21 protein-coding genes and 1 riboswitch are annotated in these 23332 nt (G+C 60.8%); of the genes, 16 read left to right on the forward strand and 5 right to left on the reverse strand.

Annotated elements, in window-relative coordinates; translation table 11 throughout:
• Positions 1 to 100 precede the first annotated feature (100 nt).
• Complete coding sequence (locus ACN0SD_RS09190; RefSeq protein ID WP_417807940.1) at positions 101 to 682, forward strand: uracil-DNA glycosylase family protein; 582 nt, start codon at positions 101 to 103, stop codon at positions 680 to 682.
• The gene (locus tag ACN0SD_RS09195) at positions 679 to 1479 is read left to right on the forward strand and encodes an SseB family protein (protein WP_417807941.1); all 801 of its coding nucleotides are present in this window, start codon (positions 679 to 681) and stop codon (positions 1477 to 1479) included. Before ACN0SD_RS09190 ends, ACN0SD_RS09195 begins: the two co-directional genes overlap by 4 nt.
• Before the next feature lie 282 nt (positions 1480 to 1761).
• On the opposite strand, the gene ACN0SD_RS09200 is transcribed toward ACN0SD_RS09195, so the two are convergent.
• Positions 1762 to 2361, reverse strand: a complete 600-nt coding sequence (locus tag ACN0SD_RS09200) for a helix-turn-helix domain-containing protein (RefSeq protein ID WP_417807942.1) — start codon at positions 2359 to 2361, stop codon at positions 1762 to 1764.
• Positions 2362 to 2468: 107 nt separating this feature from the next.
• Between ACN0SD_RS09200 and ACN0SD_RS09205 the strand changes: the two genes are divergently transcribed.
• Positions 2469 to 4919 carry a GcvT family protein gene (locus ACN0SD_RS09205; RefSeq protein WP_417807943.1) on the forward strand — a complete coding sequence of 817 codons (2451 nt, stop codon included), beginning with the start codon at positions 2469 to 2471 and terminating at the stop codon, positions 4917 to 4919.
• Between the two features lie 317 nt (positions 4920 to 5236).
• Here the strand turns inward: ACN0SD_RS09205 and rpoH are convergent, their stop codons facing one another.
• From rpoH to ACN0SD_RS09220, 3 genes are all read right to left on the reverse strand, one after another.
• Positions 5237 to 6136, reverse strand: a complete 900-nt coding sequence (rpoH, locus tag ACN0SD_RS09210) for an RNA polymerase sigma factor RpoH (protein ID WP_417807944.1) — start codon at positions 6134 to 6136, stop codon at positions 5237 to 5239.
• Positions 6137 to 6324: 188 nt separating this feature from the next.
• A complete protein-coding gene (gene cls, locus ACN0SD_RS09215; RefSeq protein ID WP_417807945.1) occupies positions 6325 to 7755 on the reverse strand; it encodes a cardiolipin synthase in 1431 nt (476 codons plus the stop codon).
• Positions 7755 to 8780, reverse strand: a complete 1026-nt coding sequence (locus tag ACN0SD_RS09220; RefSeq protein WP_417807946.1) for an RluA family pseudouridine synthase — start codon at positions 8778 to 8780, stop codon at positions 7755 to 7757. The genes cls and ACN0SD_RS09220 overlap by 1 nt, the downstream gene beginning before the upstream one ends.
• Here ACN0SD_RS09220 and ACN0SD_RS09225 point away from each other — a divergent pair.
• The 8 genes from ACN0SD_RS09225 to ACN0SD_RS09260 all read left to right on the forward strand — a co-directional run bounded on the left by ACN0SD_RS09225 (position 8779) and on the right by ACN0SD_RS09260 (position 16694).
• Positions 8779 to 9105, forward strand: coding sequence for a DUF6476 family protein (locus ACN0SD_RS09225; RefSeq protein WP_417807947.1), 327 nt, complete (start codon positions 8779 to 8781; stop codon positions 9103 to 9105). The two genes, ACN0SD_RS09220 and ACN0SD_RS09225, sit on opposite strands and share 2 nt — an antisense overlap.
• Positions 9095 to 9598, forward strand: a complete 504-nt coding sequence (ybeY, locus tag ACN0SD_RS09230; RefSeq protein WP_417807948.1) for an rRNA maturation RNase YbeY — start codon at positions 9095 to 9097, stop codon at positions 9596 to 9598. The genes ACN0SD_RS09225 and ybeY overlap by 11 nt, the downstream gene beginning before the upstream one ends.
• A gap of 32 nt (positions 9599 to 9630) precedes the next feature.
• Entirely contained in the window at positions 9631 to 10533 is a 903-nt protein-coding gene (locus ACN0SD_RS09235) for a hemolysin family protein (RefSeq protein WP_417807949.1), read from the forward strand.
• A complete protein-coding gene (lnt, locus tag ACN0SD_RS09240) occupies positions 10530 to 12095 on the forward strand; it encodes an apolipoprotein N-acyltransferase (protein ID WP_417807950.1) in 1566 nt (521 codons plus the stop codon). The genes ACN0SD_RS09235 and lnt overlap by 4 nt, the downstream gene beginning before the upstream one ends.
• An 8-nt stretch (positions 12096 to 12103) precedes the next feature.
• Positions 12104 to 12153: riboswitch (SAM-SAH riboswitch) on the forward strand.
• 6 nt (positions 12154 to 12159) lie between these two features.
• A complete protein-coding gene (gene metK / locus ACN0SD_RS09245; protein ID WP_417807951.1) occupies positions 12160 to 13326 on the forward strand; it encodes a methionine adenosyltransferase in 1167 nt (388 codons plus the stop codon).
• Positions 13327 to 13790: 464 nt separating this feature from the next.
• Entirely contained in the window at positions 13791 to 14750 is a 960-nt protein-coding gene (locus ACN0SD_RS09250) for a Bug family tripartite tricarboxylate transporter substrate binding protein (RefSeq protein WP_417807952.1), read from the forward strand.
• The gene (locus tag ACN0SD_RS09255) at positions 14750 to 15193 is read left to right on the forward strand and encodes a tripartite tricarboxylate transporter TctB family protein (RefSeq protein ID WP_417807953.1); all 444 of its coding nucleotides are present in this window, start codon (positions 14750 to 14752) and stop codon (positions 15191 to 15193) included. The genes ACN0SD_RS09250 and ACN0SD_RS09255 overlap by 1 nt, the downstream gene beginning before the upstream one ends.
• 13 nt (positions 15194 to 15206) lie before the next feature.
• Entirely contained in the window at positions 15207 to 16694 is a 1488-nt protein-coding gene (locus ACN0SD_RS09260) for a tripartite tricarboxylate transporter permease (protein WP_417807954.1), read from the forward strand.
• Positions 16695 to 16711: 17 nt separating this feature from the next.
• On the opposite strand, the gene murD is transcribed toward ACN0SD_RS09260, so the two are convergent.
• Complete coding sequence (gene murD, locus ACN0SD_RS09265) at positions 16712 to 18112, reverse strand: UDP-N-acetylmuramoyl-L-alanine--D-glutamate ligase (RefSeq protein WP_417807955.1); 1401 nt, start codon at positions 18110 to 18112, stop codon at positions 16712 to 16714.
• A gap of 224 nt (positions 18113 to 18336) precedes the next feature.
• Here murD and ACN0SD_RS09270 point away from each other — a divergent pair, with 224 nt between their 5' ends.
• The 5 genes from ACN0SD_RS09270 to murB are packed head-to-tail and all read left to right on the forward strand — an operon-like array spanning position 18337 to position 23263.
• Entirely contained in the window at positions 18337 to 19503 is a 1167-nt protein-coding gene (locus ACN0SD_RS09270) for a peptidoglycan glycosyltransferase FtsW (RefSeq protein WP_417807956.1), read from the forward strand.
• Positions 19504 to 19517: 14 nt separating this feature from the next.
• Positions 19518 to 20621 (forward strand): UDP-N-acetylglucosamine--N-acetylmuramyl-(pentapeptide) pyrophosphoryl-undecaprenol N-acetylglucosamine transferase, encoded by a 1104-nt coding sequence (locus tag ACN0SD_RS09275; RefSeq protein ID WP_417807957.1) that lies wholly within the window; start codon positions 19518 to 19520, stop codon positions 20619 to 20621.
• Positions 20618 to 22027 carry a UDP-N-acetylmuramate--L-alanine ligase gene (gene murC, locus ACN0SD_RS09280; protein WP_417807958.1) on the forward strand — a complete coding sequence of 470 codons (1410 nt, stop codon included), beginning with the start codon at positions 20618 to 20620 and terminating at the stop codon, positions 22025 to 22027. Before ACN0SD_RS09275 ends, murC begins: the two co-directional genes overlap by 4 nt.
• Before the next feature lies 1 nt (position 22028).
• Entirely contained in the window at positions 22029 to 22283 is a 255-nt protein-coding gene (locus tag ACN0SD_RS09285) for a DUF2484 family protein (protein ID WP_417807959.1), read from the forward strand.
• A gap of 50 nt (positions 22284 to 22333) precedes the next feature.
• On the forward strand, positions 22334 to 23263 hold the full coding sequence (murB, locus tag ACN0SD_RS09290) for a UDP-N-acetylmuramate dehydrogenase (protein ID WP_417807960.1): 930 nt from the start codon (positions 22334 to 22336) through the stop codon (positions 23261 to 23263).
• Positions 23264 to 23332: the final 69 nt, after the last annotated feature.

Below are 23332 nucleotides of genomic sequence, written 5' to 3' on the forward strand. Positions count from 1 at the left end.
CTCAGTTAATAAAGTAACCTATGCGTGGATTTAGGCATCATTATGTCCGTTTACGACTAGGTAAAGCAATGAGGAACGGTTTGTTTCTGGATCAGAGACGATGAGCGCCACAATTCAAGAGCAAATCCGCGCCTGCCGGATCTGCGCGCAGCGATTTAGCACGACTGCGACGCACCACGAGCCGCGTCCGGTGGTGTGGTTTGAACGCGGCGCGAAGGTGTTGGTTGTGGGGCAGGCGCCGGGGGTGCGGGTGCATGAGACGGGGCGGCCCTTTACGGATCGCTCGGGGGATCGGTTGCGCGACTGGATGGGGCTGGATGCGGCCACGTTTTACGACCGCGCGCGCATTGCGATCGTGCCGATGGCGTTTTGCTTTCCCGGCTATGACGCCAAGGGCAGCGATCTGCCGCCGCCCGCGATTTGCGCGAAAACTTGGCGCGATCAGGTGATGGAGGAGATCGGCCCGCCCGATTTGACGCTCGTCATTGGCGGGGCTGCGCAGCGCTGGCACATCGGCACGCGCAATGTCAGTGACACGGTGGCGGGCTGGCGCGATCATGCGCCGCGCCTGTTTCCCTTGCCTCATCCGTCCTGGCGCAATACGGGATGGCTCAAACGCAACCCGTGGTTTGAAACCGATCTGATCCCCGCGTTGCGCGCCCGTGTGAAGGAGCTGACATGACCCCCTATGACCGCGCCCATGCCGCGATGCTGGCCGAGCCTGATAATGAGTCCAAACGTTTGGCAATTTACGACCGGCTGGCGGATGCCGAACTGTTCCTGCTGCTCGAATCCGAACCCGAGGATGAAAACATCACGCCGCAGGTCTTTGCTGCCGATGAGGGCGATTTCGTGCTGGTCTTTGATACCGAAGAGCGCATGGCCGAGTTCGCCGATGCCGCCCAGCCCTATGCGGCCCTTCCCGGTCGCGTGATCGCGCAGCATTTGGTGGGTGAGGGGATTGGCCTTGGCGTTAATCTGGGCGTGGCAGAGTCTGCGATGCTGCTGCCGCCCGAGGCGCTGGACTGGCTAACCGAGACGCTGGCCCAGACCCCCGCGCAGGCGCAGGGCCGCCCGGTCGGGTTCAGCGCACCCGCGCTGTCGCCCGCCATACTGGCGCTGCTGATGCCCGCCTATCAGGCCAAGCTGGATCAGCTTGCCGGCATCGCGCAGGCTGCGGTGCTGGGCGGCGTCACCTACGACGACGGCCATCGCGGCCATGTGCTGGCAGTGATCGGCGCGCATGAGCATTTCCGCCCCGGTATTGCCAAAGCGATGGGCGAGGCGCTGACCTTTTCCGGTCTTGATGCGGGGGAACTGGACGTGACATTCCTCGACCCCGAGGACGAGGCCGCCCAACTGCTGCTTGATCAAGGTCTTGTGCTGCACATCCCCGAGCCGGTCGAGGAAGAGGTGCAAGAAATCACCCCCGGAGCCGCGCCGGGCATGGACCCGAGCAAGCCGCCGATTTTGCGGTGAGAGGGAGGCCTATATGATCTATATTGGGTTTTGTGCCATGGGCAGCCAAGCGCAGATTCCGGGCTTTGCAAAGTCCTTCCACACAGCGGACCTTAAAGCTGAACGCAGCGAGCGGGCTCTCTGAGACTATATCAACCACGTTCTGCACCGCAGAATTTTAAACGAAAAGTGTATTTTGCCAAACCAGATTGCCCGTGAAGTCTATCTAAGTTGATCACGGTAAGCTCAGAACACATTTAAGCGCGCCCCATTCTAATTTGCTGGATTGGTCATTGCTCAGAGTCAGTAGATTGGCGGGGCCACGATCCAGATTGCGATGGCTGGCACATCGCCTGGGTTTTCCCATGCATAGTCCTTGTTTTGGAATTGGAAACTGTCCCCTGGGGCTAGACTGAATCGCACTCCGTCAATGATAAGAGCCAGTTCACCCGAGAGAAGGACGCCGCCGTGCTCGGTCGGGTGTAGCGGCTTAATCGCTTCGGAACGTGCCCGCGGTGCGAAGGTGGATTGTATCATTTCAAAAGACCCGCTTAATGTGGGCGACAGCAGTTCCTCTACCAACCCGCCTTCAGGTGTTCCCAAAGGACTGCGGTCCTGCCTGCGCACGACAAGCCCTCTTTCCTGATCATCCTGCCCTGACGACCGGAAGAAGAAAGAGATATTGACGTCGAACAGCGCCGCGATCTGCCTGAGATCATTGATCGCGGGCTGCGCCTGTCCACGCTCGATCAGACTAAGCCACCCGGGCGACCGCCCGATCGCATCGGCCAGATTTTGCAAGGTCATGCGGCGCGACCTGCGCATGGCGCGGATGTCGGAACCCACGTAACTACCCAACGCCTTCTCCTTGCATTTTTGAACGATATTAATGATCAAATACACGCCAAATCAAATAATCTGAAACGAATATTGCATCTACTAAATAATTTGGTTGATTTTTTAGTGGATTCGATTTGATGTAACCCAAATCCATTATGTGAGTTGGCATCATGACCGTCCTTCCGTTGTCCGCGCGTGTCGTCATCATTGGCGGCGGTATCTCTGGCTGCTCCGTCGCGTATCATCTGGCCAAGCTTGGCTGGACAGATATTGTGTTGCTGGAGCGCCAGAAATTGACCAGCGGCACTACGTGGCATGCGGCAGGCCTTGTTGGACAGCTGCGCGCGAGCCAGAACATGACGCGCCTGGCGAAATACTCTGTCGACCTTTACCGCACGCTGGAGGCCGAAACCGGGTTGGCTACAGGCCTGCGCCAATGTGGGTCGATCACGGTGGCGCTGACCGCCGAGCGCGAGGAAGAGCTGCGCCGTCAGGCTGCGATGGCGCGCGTTTTCGGTGTTAAGGTGAACGAACTTTCGCCGTCGGACGTTCTGTCGCTGTATCCGCATCTGAACATGAAAGACGTCGTCTCTGGCGTGCATCTGCCAGGTGACGGGCAGGCCGATCCGGGCAATATCGCACTGGCTTTGGCCAAGGGTGCGCGGATGTTGGGCGCACAAATTGTCGAGGGCGTGATCGTGAACAACGTCACGCAGGCCGATGGCCGCGTCACCGGCGTGACCTGGCAGCGAGGCGAAGAGACCGGCACTATCGCGACCGAGCACGTGGTGAACTGCGGCGGTATGTGGGGCCGTGATCTGGCTGCGCGCAACGGCGTCACCCTGCCGCTCCATGCCTGCGAACACTTCTACATCGTAACCGAAAACATCCCGGAGCTTGCCCAATTGCCGGTGCTGCGCGTGCCGGACGAATGCGCCTACTACAAGGAAGATGCGGGCAAGATACTGCTGGGCGCGTTCGAGCCTAAGGCCAAGCCCTGGGGCGTGAATGGCATTCCTGCGGACTTCTGCTTTGATCAGCTGCCCGAAGACTTTGACCATTTCGAGCCGATCTTGGAGGCAGCCGTCAACCGGATGCCGATTCTGGAAAAAACGGGTATCCACACCTTTTTCAACGGCCCGGAAAGCTTTACGCCCGACGACCGTTACTATCTGGGCGAAGCGCCCGAGTTGGCGGGCTATTGGGTTGCGGCGGGCTACAATTCCATCGGGATCGTGTCGTCTGGCGGGGCAGGCATGGCGCTGGCACAATGGATGACCGATGGCGAACCACCGTTCGACCTGTGGGAGGTCGACATCCGCCGCGCCCAGCCGTTCCAGAAAAACCGCCGTTACCTGCAAGAGCGCGTGACCGAGACGCTGGGCCTGCTCTATGCCGACCACTTCCCCTATCGCCAGATGGGAACCGCGCGAGGGATCCGCCGTTCGCCGCTGCACGATCATCTGAGGGTCCGCGGTGCTGTCTTTGGTGAAGTCGCCGGATGGGAACGCGCCAACTGGTTCGCTAACGAGGGCCAGACAGCGGAATATGCATATACTTGGGGTCGCCCGAACTGGTTCGAGAACGGCCGCGCCGAACACACGGCTCTTCGCGAAGCAGTAGGCCTTCTTGACATGACATCTTTCGGCAAAATCCGTGTCGAGGGGCGCGATGCGCTGACCTTTTTGCAGCGGATGTGCGCCAACCAGGTGGACGTGGCCCCAGGTAGGATCGTCTATACCCAGATGCTTAACGGTCGCGGCGGAATCGAATGCGATCTGACTGTCACGCGTCTATCGGAAACGGCGTTCTTTCTCGTGGTGCCGGGTGCCACGCTGCAACGCGATCTGGCTTGGCTACGTCGTCATTTGGGCGATGAGTTCGCGGTCATCACCGACGTCACCGCAGCCGAGGCTGTGCTGCCGCTGATGGGTCCCAAAGCGCGGGACCTGCTGAACGCGATCTCGCCAGACGATCTGTCGAACGAGGTGCATCCCTTTGGCACCGCTCGCGAGATCGAGGTCGGCATGACGCTGGCCCGCGCTCACCGCGTGACTTATGTCGGAGAGCTGGGCTGGGAGCTATATGTGCCGACCGATCAGGCTGCGCATGTGTTCGAAACGTTGGTTGCAGCCGGGGTGGATCACGGGCTGAAATTATGCGGCTTGCACGCCATGGACAGCTGCCGGATCGAGAAGGGCTATCGCCACTTCGGTCACGACATTACCGACGAAGATCACGTGCTGGAAGCGGGCCTCGGCTTTGCGGTGAAAACCGACAAAGGTGCCTTCATTGGACGCGAGGCCGTCCTGCGCAAACGTGGCAACGGCCTTGCGCGCCGGATGGTTCAGTTTCGCCTGACCGATCCCGACCCGCTGCTTTTCCACAACGAACCGATCTTGCGCGACGGCGTGATTGTGGGTTTCCTTACCTCCGGTAATTACGGTCATTCGCTTGGCGGAGCCGTAGGCCTTGGCTATGTGCCCTGCCGCCACGTGGGCGAGACCGGGAAAGAGATGCTGACCTCCACCTATCAGATCGACGTGGCTGGACGCCTGGTCGGTGCCGAGGCGTCTCTCAGCCCGCTCTACGATCCGAAATCGCAGCGCGTCCGTGTGTAAACCGTTGCTGGACATAATTGCGTTGCGTTTGACTGTGGCAATCGCCGTTGGGCGACTATCGGGGATATGAAATCGTCGCAACGATAGTCAGCAATGTGCCAGTTCGCCGACAGCGCAATGAAAGCCAGCTTTTGCAGTTCGAGAATGACACGACGCTTCCGCTTTGGGCTGTGAGCAGACATTCCTACAGCAAAAGTAAGCGATGGAAAACAATTCGTCAAAGCTGCCCGCTATCGTATCTACCCGACACCCTAACAAAAACCGCCGCCCCCAAGGCGGGAGCGGCGGCATAACTCGTTACGCAAACAAACAGGGTCTTACGCGGGCACGGTCATGCCTTTGTCGCGCGCCAGTTCGGTCATGCGCTTTTGCAGTTTTTCAAAGGCGCGCACTTCGATTTGACGGATGCGTTCGCGTGAGACGTCGTATTGGCCTGATAGCTCTTCAAGCGTTAGCGGGTCGTCGCGCAAACGGCGTTGCGTCAGGATGTCTTTTTCGCGCTCGTTGAGCACATCCATCGACGCCATCAGCATCTCGCGCCGGGTTTCCAGCTCTTCGCTTTCGGCGTAAGCCTCGGCCTGATTGGCGTCTTCATCCTCAAGCCAGTCCTGCCATTGCGCGGTGCCGCCATCATCGCCCGCCCCGACCTGCGCATTCAACGAGGGGTCCGCGCCCGCCATACGGCGGTTCATCGAGATCACCTCGGCCTCGGTCACATTCAGGTCATGCGCGATTCGGGCCACGTTTTCGGGCCGCATATCGCCGTCTTCATAGGCGCCGATCTTGGATTTCGCTTTGCGCAGGTTGAAGAACAGCTTTTTCTGCGCGCTGGTCGTGCCAAGTTTCACAAGGCTCCACGAGCGCAGGATATATTCCTGAATTGCGGCGCGAATCCACCACATCGCGTAGGTCGCCAGACGGAAACCTTTTTCAGGATCGAACCGCTTGACCGCCTGCATCAGGCCGACGTTGGCCTCGGAGATCACCTCGGCTTGTGGCAGGCCATAGCCGCGATAGCCCATCGCGATTTTGGCCGCCAGGCGCAGGTGGCTTGTGACCATCTGGTGCGCAGCCTCGGTGTCTTGATGATCGACCCAGCGTTTGGCCAACATGTATTCCTGTTCCGGTTCCAGAAGGGGGAATTTCCGGATCTCTTGCAGGTAACGATTAAGCCCCTGCTCGGGGCTGGGGGCGGGAAGGTTGGTGTAACTGGTCATCTCTGTCCCATGTCTCCCTTTGTCGGCCGCTCAATATGGCGGCCTGATATCAGCATTTCAAGGTCAACGCAGCGCGGGGCGTTTTGGTTCAGTCATGCCGCCGCGACGCGGTGTCGCATGATACAGTAAACGTAGGATGAAGCCGTTTCCGTCGGTTTTTGTGCGCCCTCACGCGCTTGTGAGGCCTGTTACAAGACCGGCGCGAGGATCGAGATCAGGTTGTTCATCAGGCGGCGCAAAACCGACCAGCGCGCAAGGGTTTCGCAATTGACGTGAATGGATTGGCCAATCCACGCCTCTTGTGCGGCCGCCAGATCGCGCGCCAGCATTGGGTCGCTCATCAAGATGCAGGCCTCGTAGTTCAGCTCATAACTGCGCCGGTCCAGATTGGCCGAGCCAAGGATCAGCGCGTGATCATCCGCCAGCAGCGTTTTGGCATGCAGGATGCCGGGGCCATGTTCGAAAATCTCGACCCCGGCGGTGATCAGCGCGGGGTAATAGCTGCGCGAGGCAAAGGCGACAAAGCGGCTGTCATTCACGCGCGGCACGATCAGGCGCACCCGCACACCGCGACGTGCAGCCGCGCGCAAGGCCGCATCCAGCCCCTCACCGGGCACGAAGTAGGGCGTGGACAGCGTAAGGGTGGTGTTTGCCGCGCCAATCGCTGCGCCAAACACATCTGGGATCGCGCGGGTGTCAAGCATCGGCCCGCTGGCAAAGCAGATCGCGGGCGCGCAGGGCAGACCGGCGGGCGCGGGCGTGGCATCGGGGGGCAGCGCGTGGCCGGTATGGGTCATCCAGTCGCTGGCAAAGATATGGGCGTGTTGTGCCACGACCGGGCCTTCAAGGCGCAGCATGATATCGGTCCAAGGGGCAAAGCGCGCTTTTATCTCAAACTCGGGGGCGGCGATATTGCGAGAGCCGATATAGGCCACGCGCGCGTCGATCACCGCCAGTTTGCGGTGGTTGCGCAGATCGATCCGGCTGGTCGCCAGTTTGAACAGCGGCCAGTGGAAGGGAAAGGCGACGCCGGTTTGCACGCCTGCAGCGCGCATTGCCGCCCAAATCGGCGTGCGGATGAATTTGCGCGCGCCCAGCCCATCGACGAGAACGCAAACCTCGACGCCGCGTGTGGCGGCGCGCGTCAGTGCTTCGGCCAAAGCGCGCCCGACGGGATCATCAAGCCAGATGTAGCTGATCAGATGGATGGTATCGCGCGCTGCCTCGATATCGGCCACAAGGGCGTCGATTTGCGCCTCGGCAGGCACCAAAAGACGCGGCTGTGTGGCGCGGCTGATCGCGTAGCCATTGACGCTGGCGGCGCGCGCAAAGGCAGGGCGCCACGCCTCGGGGACCGTTTCAAGCGGGATTTCGCGCGGCGGGGGCAGGGCGTCCAGCGTCTTGCGCTGACGTCGTGCGATGCGAAAATTAAGCCGCGTCTCGCCCACCAGCAGATACAAAATCACCCCCGCAACGGGTACGGAAAAGATCAGCACCAACCAGCCTGCCCGCACCGCCGGAGGCCTGTCGGGACGCGCCAGCACGCGGATCGCAGCCCCGATCTGCGCCAGAAAATGCAGCGCGACCGCGAGGTTGAGCGTGCCGATCGCCTCCAGCATCAACTTGCTCCGCGCAAGGTCTCGATCAGGGCGGTCATGTCGGCGGGCAGGGGGGCTTCGAACGACAACTCTTCCTCGGTGACCGGGTGGATAAAGCCCAATGTCGCGGCATGCAGCGCTTGGCGCGGGAAGCTGCGCGCGGCCTCGGCCCCATCCGCGCCCACGGCTTTTTCGCTCAGCTTGCGCTTGCCGCCATAGGTCGGATCGCCCAGCAAGCCGTGACCCGCATAAGACATATGCACGCGGATCTGATGCGTGCGCCCGGTTTCCAGCCAGCAATCAATCAGCGCGGCCGCCCCGTGAAAGCCCTCGACCACGCGCGCCCGTGTCACCGCATGCCGCCCGCCATTGGCGACCACCGCCTGTTTCTGGCGGTCGGTCTTGTGGCGCGCCAGTTGCGTCGCGATCTTCAAGATCCCGCCCTGTTCGAAACTGACGCCCCGCGTGCCGCGCAGGCGCGGATCGGCGGCGTCGGGGATGCCGTGGCAAACCGCAAGGTAGTGGCGATGCACGGTGTGGGCCTCGAATTGCGCGGCCAGCCCGTGATGGGCGCGATCGGATTTCGCCACGACCAGCAGCCCCGAGGTGTCCTTGTCGATCCGGTGCACGATGCCGGGGCGCGCCTGCCCACCCACGCCCGACAGGTTGCCGCCGAAATGATGCAGCAGAGCGTTGACCAGCGTGCCCTCGGGCGTGCCGGGGGCGGGATGGGTGACCATGCCTGCGGGCTTGTTGACTACGATCAGATCGGCGTCTTCCCACAGCACCTCAAGCGGGATGTCTTGGGCCAGCGTCTCGACCGCTTTGGGCGGCTCAAGCGCTATGGCGTAGATCTCGCCCTCGCTGACCTTTGCCTTTTGATCGGTGATTGGCGTGCCCTCACGGCTCACGGCCCCTTCTGCGATCAACCGCGCAAGGCGCGAGCGTGACAGCGCCGCTTCCTCTGGCACAGCGGCGGCCAGTGCCTTATCAAGGCGCGGGCCCATGTCCGGCCCGATCTCGACGTTGAGGATGTCTTTTACCATGTCCGACCTGCCTGAAGATGACGCCCCTGTCACGCTGCCCCCCGATCTGCGCTTCTTGAAGCTACTGGTCACGGTGCTGGCGGGCGTGATGATTTTGGGGCTTGTAGCGATTGTAACGCTGCTTGTCATCCGTCTGCAAACACCCAGCCCTTTGCCCGAGATGCCAAACCAGATCACGCTGCCTGCGGGGGCGCACCCAGAGGCCGTGACATTTGCGCGCGGCTTTACGGTGGTCGTGACCGATCAGGGCGCGGTGCTGGTATTTGATCGCGCGGGCAAGCAGGTGGCTGATGTGGCGATTACGGGGCTGCCGGATGGAAATTGATCTTGAGATCGAGGTTGCGGGCTGGGAGACGCTGGATTTGCCCTCGCTGGCCGAGCGCGCGGCCAAGCTGGTGCTAAAGGATCGCGGGTTGGACCCCGATATTTGCACGCTGTCGATTCTGGCCTGTGATGATGCGCGCATTGCCGAGCTGAACAGCGATTTTCGCGACAAGCCGCAAGCGACGAACGTGCTAAGCTGGCCCGCCGAGGAGCGCGGCGCCGAGCAACCCGGTGCCCCGCCGGATCTGCCCCAACCCGATGTCTTCGGCGAAATCACGCTGGGCGATATTGCGATTGCCTATGAAACAACTGCGCGCGAGGCCGCCGATCAGGGCAAGCCCCTTGAAAATCATGTGACGCATCTGCTTATTCACGCTATTCTGCATCTGCTCGGTTACGATCATATTCGTGACCAAGATGCGCAACTGATGGAAGAAATCGAAATCCGACTGCTTGAAAACCAAGGGATTGTTAACCCATATGGGCAAGACTAAGGCCAAAAGGGTCGCGATTTTGGAAAGGGACGATGGAACAGGTCACTGACGCGGGGCACCGCGCCAATACGCAAGACACTGCTGAGGGTTCGGATAACTCCGAGCCGGGACAGTCTTGCGAGCCCGCTTCGCGCGGGCTTCTTAGCCGCTTGTTCGGGGGACGTACCTCGGATGCCGATCATCAGGTCGAACAATCGCAACCGCTTGCGCCCGCGCCGCCGCCGGGGCTGGGTAACCTGCGCCGGATGCGCGTGGGTGACGTCGCGATTCCCAAGGTCGAGATTGAGGCTGTTCCCGTCTCGATCACACGCGACGAGCTGGTGCAGAAATTCCGCCAGCACGGCTATTCGCGCCTTCCGGTGTTCAAAGACACGCTTGATACGCCCTTGGGGCTTGTGCACCTTAAGGATCTGGCGCTGGAATACGGCTTTGGCTCGGGCAATGGGCGGTTTAACCTGCGCAAACTGATCCGGCCGCTGATTTTCGTGCCTCCCTCAATGCCTATCGGTGTGCTGCTGCAAAAGATGCAGGTGCAGCGCATCCACATGGCTTTGGTGATCGACGAATATGGCGGCGTTGATGGCTTGCTTACGCTTGAGGATCTGATCGAACAGGTGATCGGTGAGATTGAGGATGAGCATGACGAGGCCGAAGACGGCTATTGGCGCGAGGAAAAACCCGGTCAATGGAACGTGCTTGCGCGCGCCCCAGTGCATGAATTCGAGAATGTAGCCGGAATCCGACTGGCCGATGCCGAGGCCGATGACGAGATCGATTCAATGGGCGGGCTGGTGTTTATGCATCTGGGCCGTGTGCCTGCGCGCGGTGAGGTTGTGGTGACGGATAATGGCGTCGAATACGAGGTGGTTGATGCCGACCCGCGCCGGATCAAGCGGCTTCGGGTGCGTCTGCCCGGCGTGGCTGCCGCCGAATGATCTTGGGGCTGCGGGCTGGATTTCGCGCGCCGCTGCGCCCGCGCTGGCAAAGCTTGCTTGGCGCGCTTTTGCTGGGCGCACTTGTGGCCACCGGTCAGGCTCCGCTGGGCCTGTGGTGGATCGCGTTGCCTGCGCTGGCGGGGGTGATCTGGCTGGCGGCGGGGCAGCGCTGGGCGTCATCGGTTGCATGGACCGGGTTCGCGGCGGGCTTTGGCTATGCCCTTGCGGGCATGTTCTGGATCGTCGAACCGTTCATGGTCGAGGCCGAGGTCTATGGCTGGATGGCCCCGTTCGCACTGGTCTTGATGTCGGCAGGCATGGGCGTGTTCTGGGCGCTGGGCTTTGGTCTTGGCGCGCAGATCGGGCCGGGGCCGGGGCAGCGTGCTTTGGGTATTGCGCTGGGCATGGCGGCGTCAGATGCGCTGCGTTCCTATGTGTTTACCGGTTTTCCCTGGATCTTGATCGGCCATATCTGGATTGGCACGCCGGTGGCGCAAGCGGCGGCGTTTTTCGGGCCGCTTGGGCTAAGTCTGATGACGATGCTGGTCGCGGCGACCCCCGCAATGGCGGCAACGCTTCGCACAGGGCGCGGGGCGGTGTTGATGGGCGTCGCGCTGCTCAGTCTGGGGGCGATCTGGTTTGGTGGGGTGACACGGCTGGCGGCCCCGATTGCGCTGCGCACCGAGCCGATCCATCTACGGCTGGTGCAGCCCAATGCCGCGCAAAACCTCAAATGGTTGCCGCAATACCGGATGAAGTTTTTTGATCGGTTGCTGCGCCTCACAAGCAGCGCGCCCAAACCCGGCACGCCAAAACCTGACCTGATTATCTGGCCCGAAACAGCGGTGCCGTTTCTGCTGGATCGCCCCGGTCAGGGGCTGGAACTATCGGCGCAAGCGGCGGGCGGTGTGCCGATTGCGATGGGCATTCAGCGCAGCCAAGGCGCGCGCTATTATAACGCGCTTGCGGTGATCGGGCCGGACGCTGCGGTGCGCGATATTTACGACAAATCCCACCTCGTGCCGTTTGGCGAATACATGCCCTTTGGCGATTTTCTGGCGCGCTTTGGGATTACCGCTTTTGCGTCGCAGGTGGGCAATGGCTATTCGGCAGGCGCGGGAGAGAAGTTGCTAAACCTTGGCGCTTTGGGCAAGGTCGCACCTCTGATCTGCTACGAGGCGATTTTTCCCCAAGATCTGATGCATTTCCCGTCCCGCCCTGACTGGATTTTGCAGGTCACGAATGATGCGTGGTTTGGCACGCTGAGCGGCCCCTATCAGCATCTCGCCCAAGCCCGGCTGCGCGCGATTGAACAGGGCCTGCCGATGGCGCGAGACGCCAATACCGGGGTGAGTGCGCTGATCGATGCCAAAGGGCGCATCGTGGCCAGCCTTGGCATGGACCGCGCGGGTGTGCTGGATGTAACCCTGCCGCCTTCGCTGCCCAAGACGCTGTATGCCAAGCTGGGCGACGGGCCGATTATCGCGCTAATTGCCGCACTCTTGATCGTTTCGTTACTGTTTTCACGCATTGTCATTGACCGCCGCGTTAAGCGGCACTAGCTATGCGCGACCCGCTCCAACGGCTTCCTGACGGCGCGAGGTAATTCACAACGGAGCAAGTCCCATGGCACGCGATACCTATATTTTCACTTCCGAGTCCGTCTCGGAGGGGCATCCCGATAAGGTCTGTGACCGGATATCGGATTCGATTCTCGATACGTTTTTGAACGAAGAACCCAATGCCCGCGTGGCATGTGAGACCTTCGCCACAACCAACCAGGTCGTCGTTGGCGGCGAGGTTGGGCTGAGCGACAAGACCAAGCTCGCCGAATATCTTGAAGGGATCGACAAGATCGTGCGCGATTGCGTCAAGGATATCGGCTATGAACAAGACGAGTTCCACTGGGCCACGTTGAAGGTCGCGAATTTCCTGCATCCGCAATCGGCGCATATTTCACAGGGCGTTGATAAGGACGGAGCAGGCGATCAGGGGATCATGTTTGGCTATGCCACCGATGAGACGCCCGAACTCATGCCCGCACCGATCCATTACAGCCACGCGATTTTGCGGCGCTTGGCCGAGGCGCGCAAATCGGGGGCCGAACCGACGCTGCGCCCTGATGCGAAGTCGCAACTTTCGGTGCGCTATGAGGGCGGCAAACCGGTGGGCGTGACGTCGATCGTGCTGTCTACGCAGCATTCCGATGCTAACCAGACCTCGGATGATATCCGCGCCATCGTCGAACCCTATATCCGCGAAGTGCTGCCCGAGGGCTGGATCTCGCCGGACACCGAATGGTGGGTAAACCCGACGGGCACGTTTGTCATCGGTGGGCCGGATGGCGATGCGGGCCTGACGGGTCGCAAGATCATCGTGGATACCTATGGCGGCGCGGCCCCGCATGGCGGCGGCGCGTTCTCGGGCAAAGACCCGACCAAGGTGGACCGCTCTGCCGCCTATGCCGCGCGCTATCTGGCGAAAAACGTAGTGGCCGCAGGTCTTGCGAAAAAATGCGTCATTCAAGTGTCTTACGCGATTGGCGTGGCCAAGCCGCTGTCGATTTATGCCGACACGTTTGGGACTGGCCAAGTGCCTGACGAGGAAATCGAACGCGCTGTCAGCGCGATCATGGATCTCACGCCCAAGGGCATTCGCGACACGCTTGATCTGTGCAAACCGATCTATGAACGCACGGCTGCCTACGGCCATTTCGGTCGCGCGCCCGAGGCCGATGGCGGCTTTAGCTGGGAAAAGACCGATTTGATCGAGGCGCTAAAAAAGGCGATTTGATCGGGTCGATAAGCTGAAAAAGAGCCGCAGTGTTTTTCGATGCAGTCTGATAGATGGGACATGCGTTGAGGCCTAAAAAATGTAATTAGCAGCGATGTCTATCGCTGCTAATTTTTTGCCAAATACTCAGGGAATTTGCGAAGAGCATTTTCCAATTATTGGCTGCGCCAGCTTTTGCATCTCGAATTCACCCATGACGCCGAGAGCGACGAGGACCAGCGATGCGGCGCTCTCGCCTACTGTCACGAGTGTCTGGAAAGCGCGCGGAAATCTGCGCGCTGCGGCACCTGTGTGCGCGATAGCGATTGCGCCATTCAAGCAGTGCGCTTCGCCTGATACTGCGTTCTGAATGAACAATGCCGTGACTGATCAAAATTTTACGCGAATGTCATTTGATTGACAGCTAACGGATTTCTTGGAAGGCTTGAAGGAACCGACAAGAGTGGTATCTGGGAGGAACCTACATGCAAAAGAGAACTTTCGTCACAGGTCTGGCGGGTGTGATAACCCTTGCGCTGGGAGGCGTCGCACCGGCGTTTGCAGCCGATTATCCCTCGCAGCCCATCACCATCATCGTGCCGTCAAAGGCCGGAGGCTCAACCGATACCACGGCGCGCATCTTTGCGGAAATTGCAGAAGCCAAGTTTCCGGGCTTTGAGTTTGTGATCGACAATATCGGCGGTTCGGGTGGGCAAAAAGGCTTTGAAACCATCGCGCGCGCGAAGCCTGATGGATACACGGTTGGCATGAATTTCACGCCGCAACTTGTGGCGCATATCGTGTCCAAACGCGGGAAATACACGCTCGACAGCTTTCATGTGATGGGCAATGTCGCGGAAGATCCCGGCATTGTCGCCGTGCCCAAGGACAGCAAGATCAAGACGATGGCCAATCTGGCCGCGGCCGCCAAGGGCGGCGACCTGACGGTGGCTGTGAACGGTATCGGCTCGGATGATTTTCTTGCTGCCAAGACCTTTGAGAAAGAGGCCGGCGTCACGTTCAACCTGTTGCCGACCAATGGCTCGACCGAGCAGAAAGCTGCGATCTTGGGCGGGCATGTCGATGCCTCGTTCATGAACCTGTCGCAGATGATTGCGCAGCATAAATCGGGCGATGCTCATATCATCGCGATCCTGACCGACAAGCGCGCCGCTTCAGCGCAGGATATTCCGACGGCCAAAGAAGAGGGCTTTAATGTCATGATGACCGCGACGCGCGGCTTTGTGGCCCCGGCGGGAATCGACCCGGCGATTCAGACCAAACTGGATGACATGCTGGCGACGGTTATGGCTGACCCGGAGTTTCAGAAAAAATGCGCGGCTAGCAAGATTGATCTGCTGCCGATGAACGGACCGGATTACACGACATATCTCGAAAATCTGGAGACCTCGGTCAAGGACGTGTATAACGCGGCTCCGTGGTAATGAGCCGGACGACCGTTGATCGGATCGTCCTTGCGGGCTTTGTGGTTCTGGCGGTGCTGCTCTATATCAGCACCGCCAGCTATCCCGGCATCGCGCAAAAGACATCCGCTAAATATGTGCGCTTTCTCTCACTCTGCCTTGGTGGACTGGGGGCTATTCAACTTGGCCTGAGTCTGTGGAAAGAAAAACCTACAGTGCCGCTTGCGCTGACCGGGCATGTCCCGCGGTTTGTCGGGCTGATCGCGGGGCTGATCGCCTTTGCCATCGCGTTCGACACCCTTGGGTTCTTTATTCCGGCGGCGGCGTTCATTCCGGTGATCTCGCTGATGCTGGGCCAGCGCAACCCGATTGTGATTGCGGGCACGACCTTGGGTCTGCTGGTCGTGGTCTATCTGATCTTTGTCGTGGTCCTGGGTATCAGGCTTCCCGGCCCTCAATTCTAAGAATGCGACCTTGATGGAATACCTATCGGAAGTTTTCACGCTGCCCGCGATCCTGACCATCGTTCTGGGCACATTTGCGGGCGTTGTCGTGGGCGGCATGCCGGGCCTGACCGCGACGATGGCGGTGGGGCTTTTGGTGCCTTTCACCTACACGATGGACCCGACTTTGGGGCTGATGTTGCTGGGTGGCATTTATTGCGGCGCGATGTATGGCGGCTCAATTCCCGCGATTTTGCTGAATACGCCCGGCACGCCCGCCGCCGTGGCCACCGCGATTGAGGGCTACCCGATGGCGCGCCGTGGCGAGGGCAGCGTGGCGCTGAAAACCTCGGTCATCGCGTCGTTCATGGGCGGGACGTTTTCGGTCGCTATTCTACTGATGTTTGCCCCGCTACTGGCACGACAAGCGCTTGAGTTTGGGCCAGCCGAGACGTTCTTGCTGGCGTTGATGGGGCTGGCCGGGATCGTCTCGATTGTTGATGAGAACACCTCGCTGCTCAAGGCGCTGCTATCTGGGTTTTTGGGCATGATCATCGCGGTGGTGGGCACAGACAATATGTCAGGCGGCTTGCGCTATACGTTCGGGCTGACCGACCTGATCGACGGGATCAACTTCATGCCCGCGCTGATCGGACTGTTCTCGATGCTTCAGATGTTGGAACTGGCCGGTCAACGCGAACATGCCCCGATTGACACCTCGGCAATTGGCGGCTCGCAAAAGCGCGCGAAACTGCCCAAAGGTCTTGGCAAATACATGGCGCTTGGGTCGGGCACCGGCACCGTGATCGGGATTTTGCCGGGCGAGGGAGCCACGATTGCGGCCTTTATCTCGTATAATTTTGCCAAGCAAATCTCGAAAGCCAAGCACATGTTTGGTAAAGGAAACCCCGAGGGTGTGGCGGCTGCTGAGGCGGGCAATAACGGCTGTGTCGGTGGCTCGCTTGTGCCCACGTTGACGCTGGGAATTCCGGGCAATTCGGTTGCGGCGGCGCTGATGGGGGCGTTCATTATTCACGGCATGATTCCGGGGCCGGAATTATTCACCGTGCACGCTGATCGCACCTATCCGTTCATCCTGTCGATGTTCGGGGCAAATTTCACGTTTCTAATCATTGGCTTAGCCTTTGCGCCCTACCTTGCGCGTATCGCGCTGATCCCGCCCTCGGTGATGGTGCCGATTGTCTCGGCTTTTGCGGTGCTGGGCTGTTATGCGCTGAACCAATCGGTGTTTGATATCTATCTGATGATCGCGTTTGCCACGTTCGGTTTGCTGCTTAAAAAGCTGGGCTATTCGCTTGAGGGATTGATCCTTGGCCTTATCTTGGGCCCGATCGCAGAGAACGGATTTTCGCAAGGCATGATCATTGGCAAAGGGTCCCCGACGATCTTTTTCCACAGCGAGATTGCCAAGGTGATGTGGGTAATCATCATCGCATTGCTTGTCCCACCGCTGTTAAGCATCGCGCGCAAATGGCACGCAAGCTGGCGGGCGGCGCAGTAGCGGTATCGCGGCCCTGCCTAGTCGGGCAGGGCAGCGACCAGTTGGGCAAAATGATCGCCGCGTTTCTCGAAATTGGGGTATTGATCGAAACTGGCAGCGGCGGGGGCCAGTAGCACGGTGTCGCCCGGCGCTGCATCGCGCGCGGCGGCGACGACGGCGGCCTCCATCGTCTCGCAGATTTCATGCTCTAGCGGGGCGAGTTCAAGCGCGAAATCGCGCGCGGAATGGCCGATGAGATAAGTCTTCTTAACGGAACCGAGATGCGGTTTCAGCCCCGTCACGCCGCCCTCTTTTTCCAATCCTCCCGCGATCCAGCGGATATTCTTGAACGCTTGCAAAGCCTTGGCGGCGCTGTCGACATTGGTGGCCTTGGAATCGTTGACATAGCGCACGCCGCCCTTTTCTGCCAAGGTCTGGCTGCGATGGGGCAGCCCGCCAAAGCTATGAAACGCGGCCTCGATCTCGCGCGGGGCGATGCCCAGCGCGCGCACGGCGGCGTAGGCGGCGCAGGCGTTTTGGTGGTTATGTGCGCCGGGCAGTCCCGTCACATCGCGCAGGTCAATCGAGGCAATCTGGCGACCCTTGCGCCATTCGCTCAGGAACCCTTTGCGCGCAAAAACCGACCAGCCCCAATCGCCAAGCTTGCGCGCCGCCGACACCCGGATCACGCGATCATCGCTGCGCGACACGGCCATCTGATTGGCCAGATAGGTGCCCTCGGGTTCGTCCACGCCGATCACGGCGCGATCTGGCCCTCCCTCGGAAAACAGGCGGCGTTTGGCGGCGAAATACCCCCCCAAGCCGCCGTGACGATCCAGATGATCGGGCGTCAAATTGGTGAAAACGGCGATATCGGGGGTCAGCGCGCGCGCCAGATCGGTTTGATAGCTTGAGAGTTCCAGTACGACAACTTCGCCCGCTTCGGGCGGGTCGAGATCAAGCACGCCGCGCCCGATATTTCCCGCCATCTGCGACGACCGCCCGGCCTCGGTCAGGATGTGGTGGATCAGCGCGGTGGTGGTCGATTTCCCGTTCGATCCGGTGACGCAGATCGTGCGCGGGGCAATGTCGAAATTCTCCCACTCGGGCGTGGCCCAAGAGGCAAAAAACAGCCCGATATCATTATCGACCGGTACGCCCGCCACCATCGCTGCCGCAATCACCGGATTGGGGGCGGGATAGAGATGCGGGATACCGGGGGAGGTGATCAGCGCCGCGATATTGTCAAACGCGCCCTGCTTGGTCAGATCGGTGCAGGTGAAGCCTGCCGCCTCGGCGCGTGCGCGTCCCTCGGGGCTGTCATCCCAGCAGATCGGTTCGGCCCCGCCTGCGCGTAACGCAGTCGCGCTTGCCAGTCCCGAACGGCCCAAACCCAGAACCGCCACCTTTTGTCCGTCATAGCCCTGAACCGGTATCATGCCTGTCTCCTGCGCCAAGCGGGGGCCGGCCCCCGCACCCCCGGGATATTTGAACCAAGGGGAAGGGGAAAGGGATTTTCGTGCGCAAGGACTGCGTGATCCTATCGTGCGCTCCATCCCGCTGTATGCGCTCCCTTTTTCCTAGCCAGCGTATGCGATTTCAGCTACTCTTTGCCCTAGACCCGGCAAACGGGCGATTTGAGGCAGCGACGGCGGTATTACCCATGACAGAGATGGCCTTTGGCACTGTGCCTGTGCGCGCAGGTGAACCTGTTCTTCCGAAATGGTGGCGCACCATTGATAAATGGGCGCTTTCAGCGGTGCTGATCTTGTTCGGGGTGGGCATGTTGCTGGGGCTAGCGGCTTCAGTACCGCTGGCGGAACGCAACGGGCTGGAGCAGTTTTACTATGTGAAACGTCAGGCGGTGTTTGGCGTCATCGCGCTGATCGTCATGCTGGGAATTTCGATGCTGGACCCGCGCCAGATCCGCCGTCTTGGCGTGATCGGTTTTGCAGGCGCGTTTGTGGCGGTAATGTTGTTGCCGCTTCTGGGCACGGATTTCGGCAAGGGTGCGGTGCGTTGGTATAGCCTTGGCTTTGCCTCAGTGCAGCCCTCGGAGTTTCTCAAGCCCGGTTTCGTGATCATCTCGGCGTGGTTCATGGCCGCCGCGCATGAGGTCGGCGGCCCGCCCGGTCGTGCCTATTCCTTCTTGCTGACCTGCGTGATTGTGGTGGCGCTGGCGCTGCAGCCCGATTTTGGCCAAGCCTCGCTGGTGCTGTTTGCGTGGTCGGTGATGTATTTCGTCTCGGGCGCGCCGATTGCGCTGCTGACTGGCATCGGCGGTCTGGCGATCACGGGGGGCTTTTTCGCCTATAACTTCTCGGACCACTTCGCGCGTCGCATTGACGGGTTTCTATCGACCGATGTCGATCCGCGCACGCAGATTGGCTATGCGACAAACGCCATCCAAGAGGGTGGGTTCTTTGGCGTCGGTGTGGGGCAGGGCTCGGTGAAATGGTCGCTGCCTGATGCGCATACCGACTTTATCATCGCGGTCGCGGCGGAAGAATACGGATTGATTCTGGTGCTGTGCATCATCGCGCTTTACGCGACGGTGGTGATCCGCTCAATGCTGCGCCTGACGCGCGAGCGTGACCCCTTCACGCGTATTGCGGGCACCGGTCTGGCCTGTGCGTTTGGGATTCAGGCGATCATCAATATGGGCGTGGCTGTGCGGCTTTTGCCCGCGAAAGGCATGACTTTGCCGTTCGTCAGCTATGGCGGGTCTTCAGTCATTGCGTCGGGCATTGCGGTGGGTATGTTGCTTGCGCTGACGCGAACGCGCCCGCAGGGTCAGATTTCCGATATTCTGGCACGGCGCGGCCGCTAACCCCGGAGGGTGACATGGCCAAGGATAAAACTCCGTTATTGCTAATCGCCGCAGGCGGCACGGGCGGGCATATGTTTCCCGCCCAGGCGCTGGCAGAGGCGATGGTGCGCCGGGGTTGGCGCGTCAAGCTGAGCACGGATGCGCGCGGGGCGCGCTATGCGGGCGGCTTTCCCCATGTGGTTGCGGTGGAACAGGTGAGTTCGGCAACCTTCGCGCGTGGCGGAGTGCTGGCGAAACTGCTAACCCCGTTCAAGATTTTTGGCGGCATCATTTCGGCCATTATGCGCAATGTCTCCGATCGCCCCACGGTAGTCGTGGGCTTTGGCGGCTATCCGACGATCCCTGCGCTTGCCTCGGCGACGTTTCTGGGATTACCGCGCGCCATTCACGAACAAAACGGCATCATGGGGCGGGTGAACCGGGTGTTTGCCAAGCGGGTGAACCGCTTTGCGTGTGGCACTTGGCCCACAGATGTGCCGGATGGCGTTCAGGCCGAATATACTGGCAACCCGGTGCGCGCGAGTATTCTGGAACGCGCGGGCGCGGCTTATATCTCGCCCGGCGATTATCCGATGTCGATTTTGGTGATCGGCGGCTCGCAGGGTGCGCGCATTCTGTCGGATACCGTGCCTGCGGCAATGGCGGGCCTGCCAGAAACCCAGCGCGCCAATCTGCGCGTCGCCCATCAGGCGCGCTCTGAGGATCTGGAGCGCGTGATCGCAGCCTATGACGCGGCAGGCATCACCGCCGAGGTCGAGACCTTTTTCAACGATGTGCCGCGCCGCCTTAGCGAATGCCAGCTTGTGATTTCGCGCGCCGGGGCCAGTTCGATCGCCGATATTTCCGTGATCGGGCGTCCCGCCATTTTGATCCCCTACGCGGCGGCGGCGGGCGATCATCAAAGTGCCAATGCCAAGGGGCTGGCCAAGGCGGGCGGTGCGATCACCATTCCCGAAAGTAAACTCGACGCCGACACGCTGCGCGACCAGATCGCGCTGGTGCTGGACAATCCCGACGGCGCGCTGCAAATGACGCTCGCCGCCGTTTCCTACGGCGTTCCCGATGCGACCGAGCGGCTTGTGGCGCTTGTGCAAGATCTAGCAGGACAAAATACATGAACGCGACCAAACTGCCCGGAGAACTCGGCCCCATTCATTTCGTCGGCATCGGCGGCATTGGCATGTCCGGTATTGCCGAGGTGCTGATGACGCAGGGCTTCACCGTGCAGGGCTCGGATGCGAAAGCATCGAAAATCACGCAGCGGCTGGAGAGTTTGGGCGCGACCTTTTTCGAGGGCCAGCGCGCTGAAAATCTGGGCGAGGCGGGCGTTGTCGTGATCTCGACCGCGATCAAACGTGGCAATCCCGAGCTGGAGGAAGCGCGCCGTCGCGGTCTGCCCGTGGTGCGCCGCGCCGAGATGCTGGCCGAGCTGATGCGGCTCAAATCCAACATCGCGATTGGCGGCACGCATGGCAAGACGACCACCACGACGATGGTGGCGACGCTGCTGGACAAGGGCAATTTCGACCCCACCGTGATTAATGGCGGCATCATTCACGCCTATGGTTCAAACGCGCGCGCGGGTGAGGGCGAGTGGATGGTGGTTGAGGCCGACGAGAGCGATGGCAGCTTTAACCGCTTGCCCGCGACCATCGCCATCGTGACCAATATCGACCCCGAGCACATGGAGCATTGGGGCGATTTCGATGCTCTGCGCAAAGGGTTTTACGATTTCGTCTCCAATATTCCGTTTTACGGGCTGGCGGTGTGCTGCACCGATCACCCCGAGGTGCAAACGCTGGTGGGCAAGCTCAACGACCGCCGCGTCGTGACATTCGGGTTTAACGCGCAGGCTGATGTGCGCGCGGTGGGGCTGCATTATGACGCAGGCGTGGCGCATTTCGACATCGCGCTGCAAGGCGAAGAGGGCAAGCCGGTGATCGAGGGCTGCACCCTGCCGATGCCGGGCGATCACAACGTCTCGAACGCTTTGGCGGCTGTGGCGGTTGCGCGCCATCTGGGCATGAAGCGCAGCGAGATCCGCGAGGCGCTGGCCGCGTTCGGCGGTGTCAATCGGCGCTTTACCAAAGTCGGCGAAGTGCTGGGCGGCGTCGCGATCATCGACGATTACGGCCACCACCCCGTTGAAATCGCAGCCGTTTTGAAAGCCGCGCGGCAATCGGTGAAACCCGGTGCGCGCGTGATCGCGGTACATCAGCCGCATCGTTATTCGCGTCTGCATTCGCTGTTTGATGATTTCTGTACCTGCTTTAACGAGGCCGATGTGGTCGCCATCGCTGAAGTCTATGGCGCTGGCGAAGACCCGATTGAGGGCGCATCGCGCGATGATCTGGTCGCAGGGCTGATCGCGCATGGCCACCGTCACGCCCGCGCGATCCTGTCCGAGGATGACCTGTCGCGGCTGGTGCGCGAACAAGCGCGCCCCGGCGATATCGTCGTCTGCCTTGGCGCGGGCACAATCTCGACCTGGGCCAACAATCTGCCTGAAAAGCTGAAAGCATGACATGACCACCCCGCTCGTTCTGGCCTGTCTCTGGGCACTTTGCGCGACGCTGATCGCGCTTGGGCCGAGGCGGTTTCACTGGGCTGCGGCGGTCATCTTGATCGTGCTCGCGGTGCCGCTGCTGATCTGGGTGGGGGCGGTGCATGGCGTGATCGTTGCGCTCTTGCTGCTGGCTGGCGCGATGTCGGTGCTGCGCTGGCCGCTGATCTATTTGATGCGCGGGCTGCGCAAGACTTTTGGGGCGCGCAAGGGCTAGACGCGACTGCGCTCTTGTCTGATCCGCGCGTCACCGCTAACACAGCCGCCATGACCAACCCGTCCAGCTATACCCCGCGCGGCGCGCTGACGCCCAACCGCCCGCTTGCCGATCTGACATGGCTGCGTGTCGGTGGTCCTGCCGACTGGCTGTTCCAGCCTGCCGATAAGGCCGATCTGGCCGATTTCCTGCGCGGACTGCCAGACGATATCGCCGTTTTCCCGATGGGGGTGGGGTCGAACCTGATCGTGCGCGATGGCGGTTTGCGCGCGGTGGTGATCCGGCTGGGGCGCGGCTTTAACGCGATTGAGATTGAGGGCGCGAGCGTCACCGCCGGGGCGGCGGCGCTGGATGCGCATGTCGCGCGCCGCGCTGCGCAAGCCGGGCGCGATCTGACATTTCTGCGCACCATTCCGGGCAGTATTGGCGGCGCGGTGGTGATGAATGCGGGCTGCTATGGGGCCTATGTGGCCGATCACCTGATCGAGGCGCGCGCTATCACGCGCAGCGGCGATATCGTGACGCTGACAGCGGATGACCTGAATTTTGGCTATCGCCACAGTGACTTGCCCGAGGGGGCTGTGCTGATCGGGGCGCGCTTTCGCACCGATTCCGGCGACCCCGAGGCGTTTGAGGCGCGCATGGTCGAGCAAATCGCCAAGCGCGACGCCAGCCAGCCCACCAAAGAGCGCTCGGCAGGGTCTACCTTTCGCAATCCGGCCGGGTTTTCGTCAACCGGGCGCGAAGATGACGTGCATGATCTCAAGGCGTGGACGCTGATTGACGCGGCAGGTTTGCGCGGCGCGCGTCTTGGTGGAGCGCAAATGTCTCAGAAACATAGCAATTTTTTAATCAACGCCGATCAGGCGAGTGCTTCCGATCTTGAAAATCTTGGCGAAGAGGTGCGTAAAAAGGTTTTGCACAACAGCGGAATTTCGTTAGAGTGGGAAATTAAGCGCGTGGGTGAATTCGGGACGTAAGATCACCGGCCTGGCGCGGTTACTAAATAAGGTTGACGGGGGATAACCCCCGCAAATGGCGAAAGTGGC

It is taken from the genome of Thioclava sp. (genome assembly GCF_048263065.1).
GTDB lineage: Bacteria > Pseudomonadota > Alphaproteobacteria > Rhodobacterales > Rhodobacteraceae > Thioclava.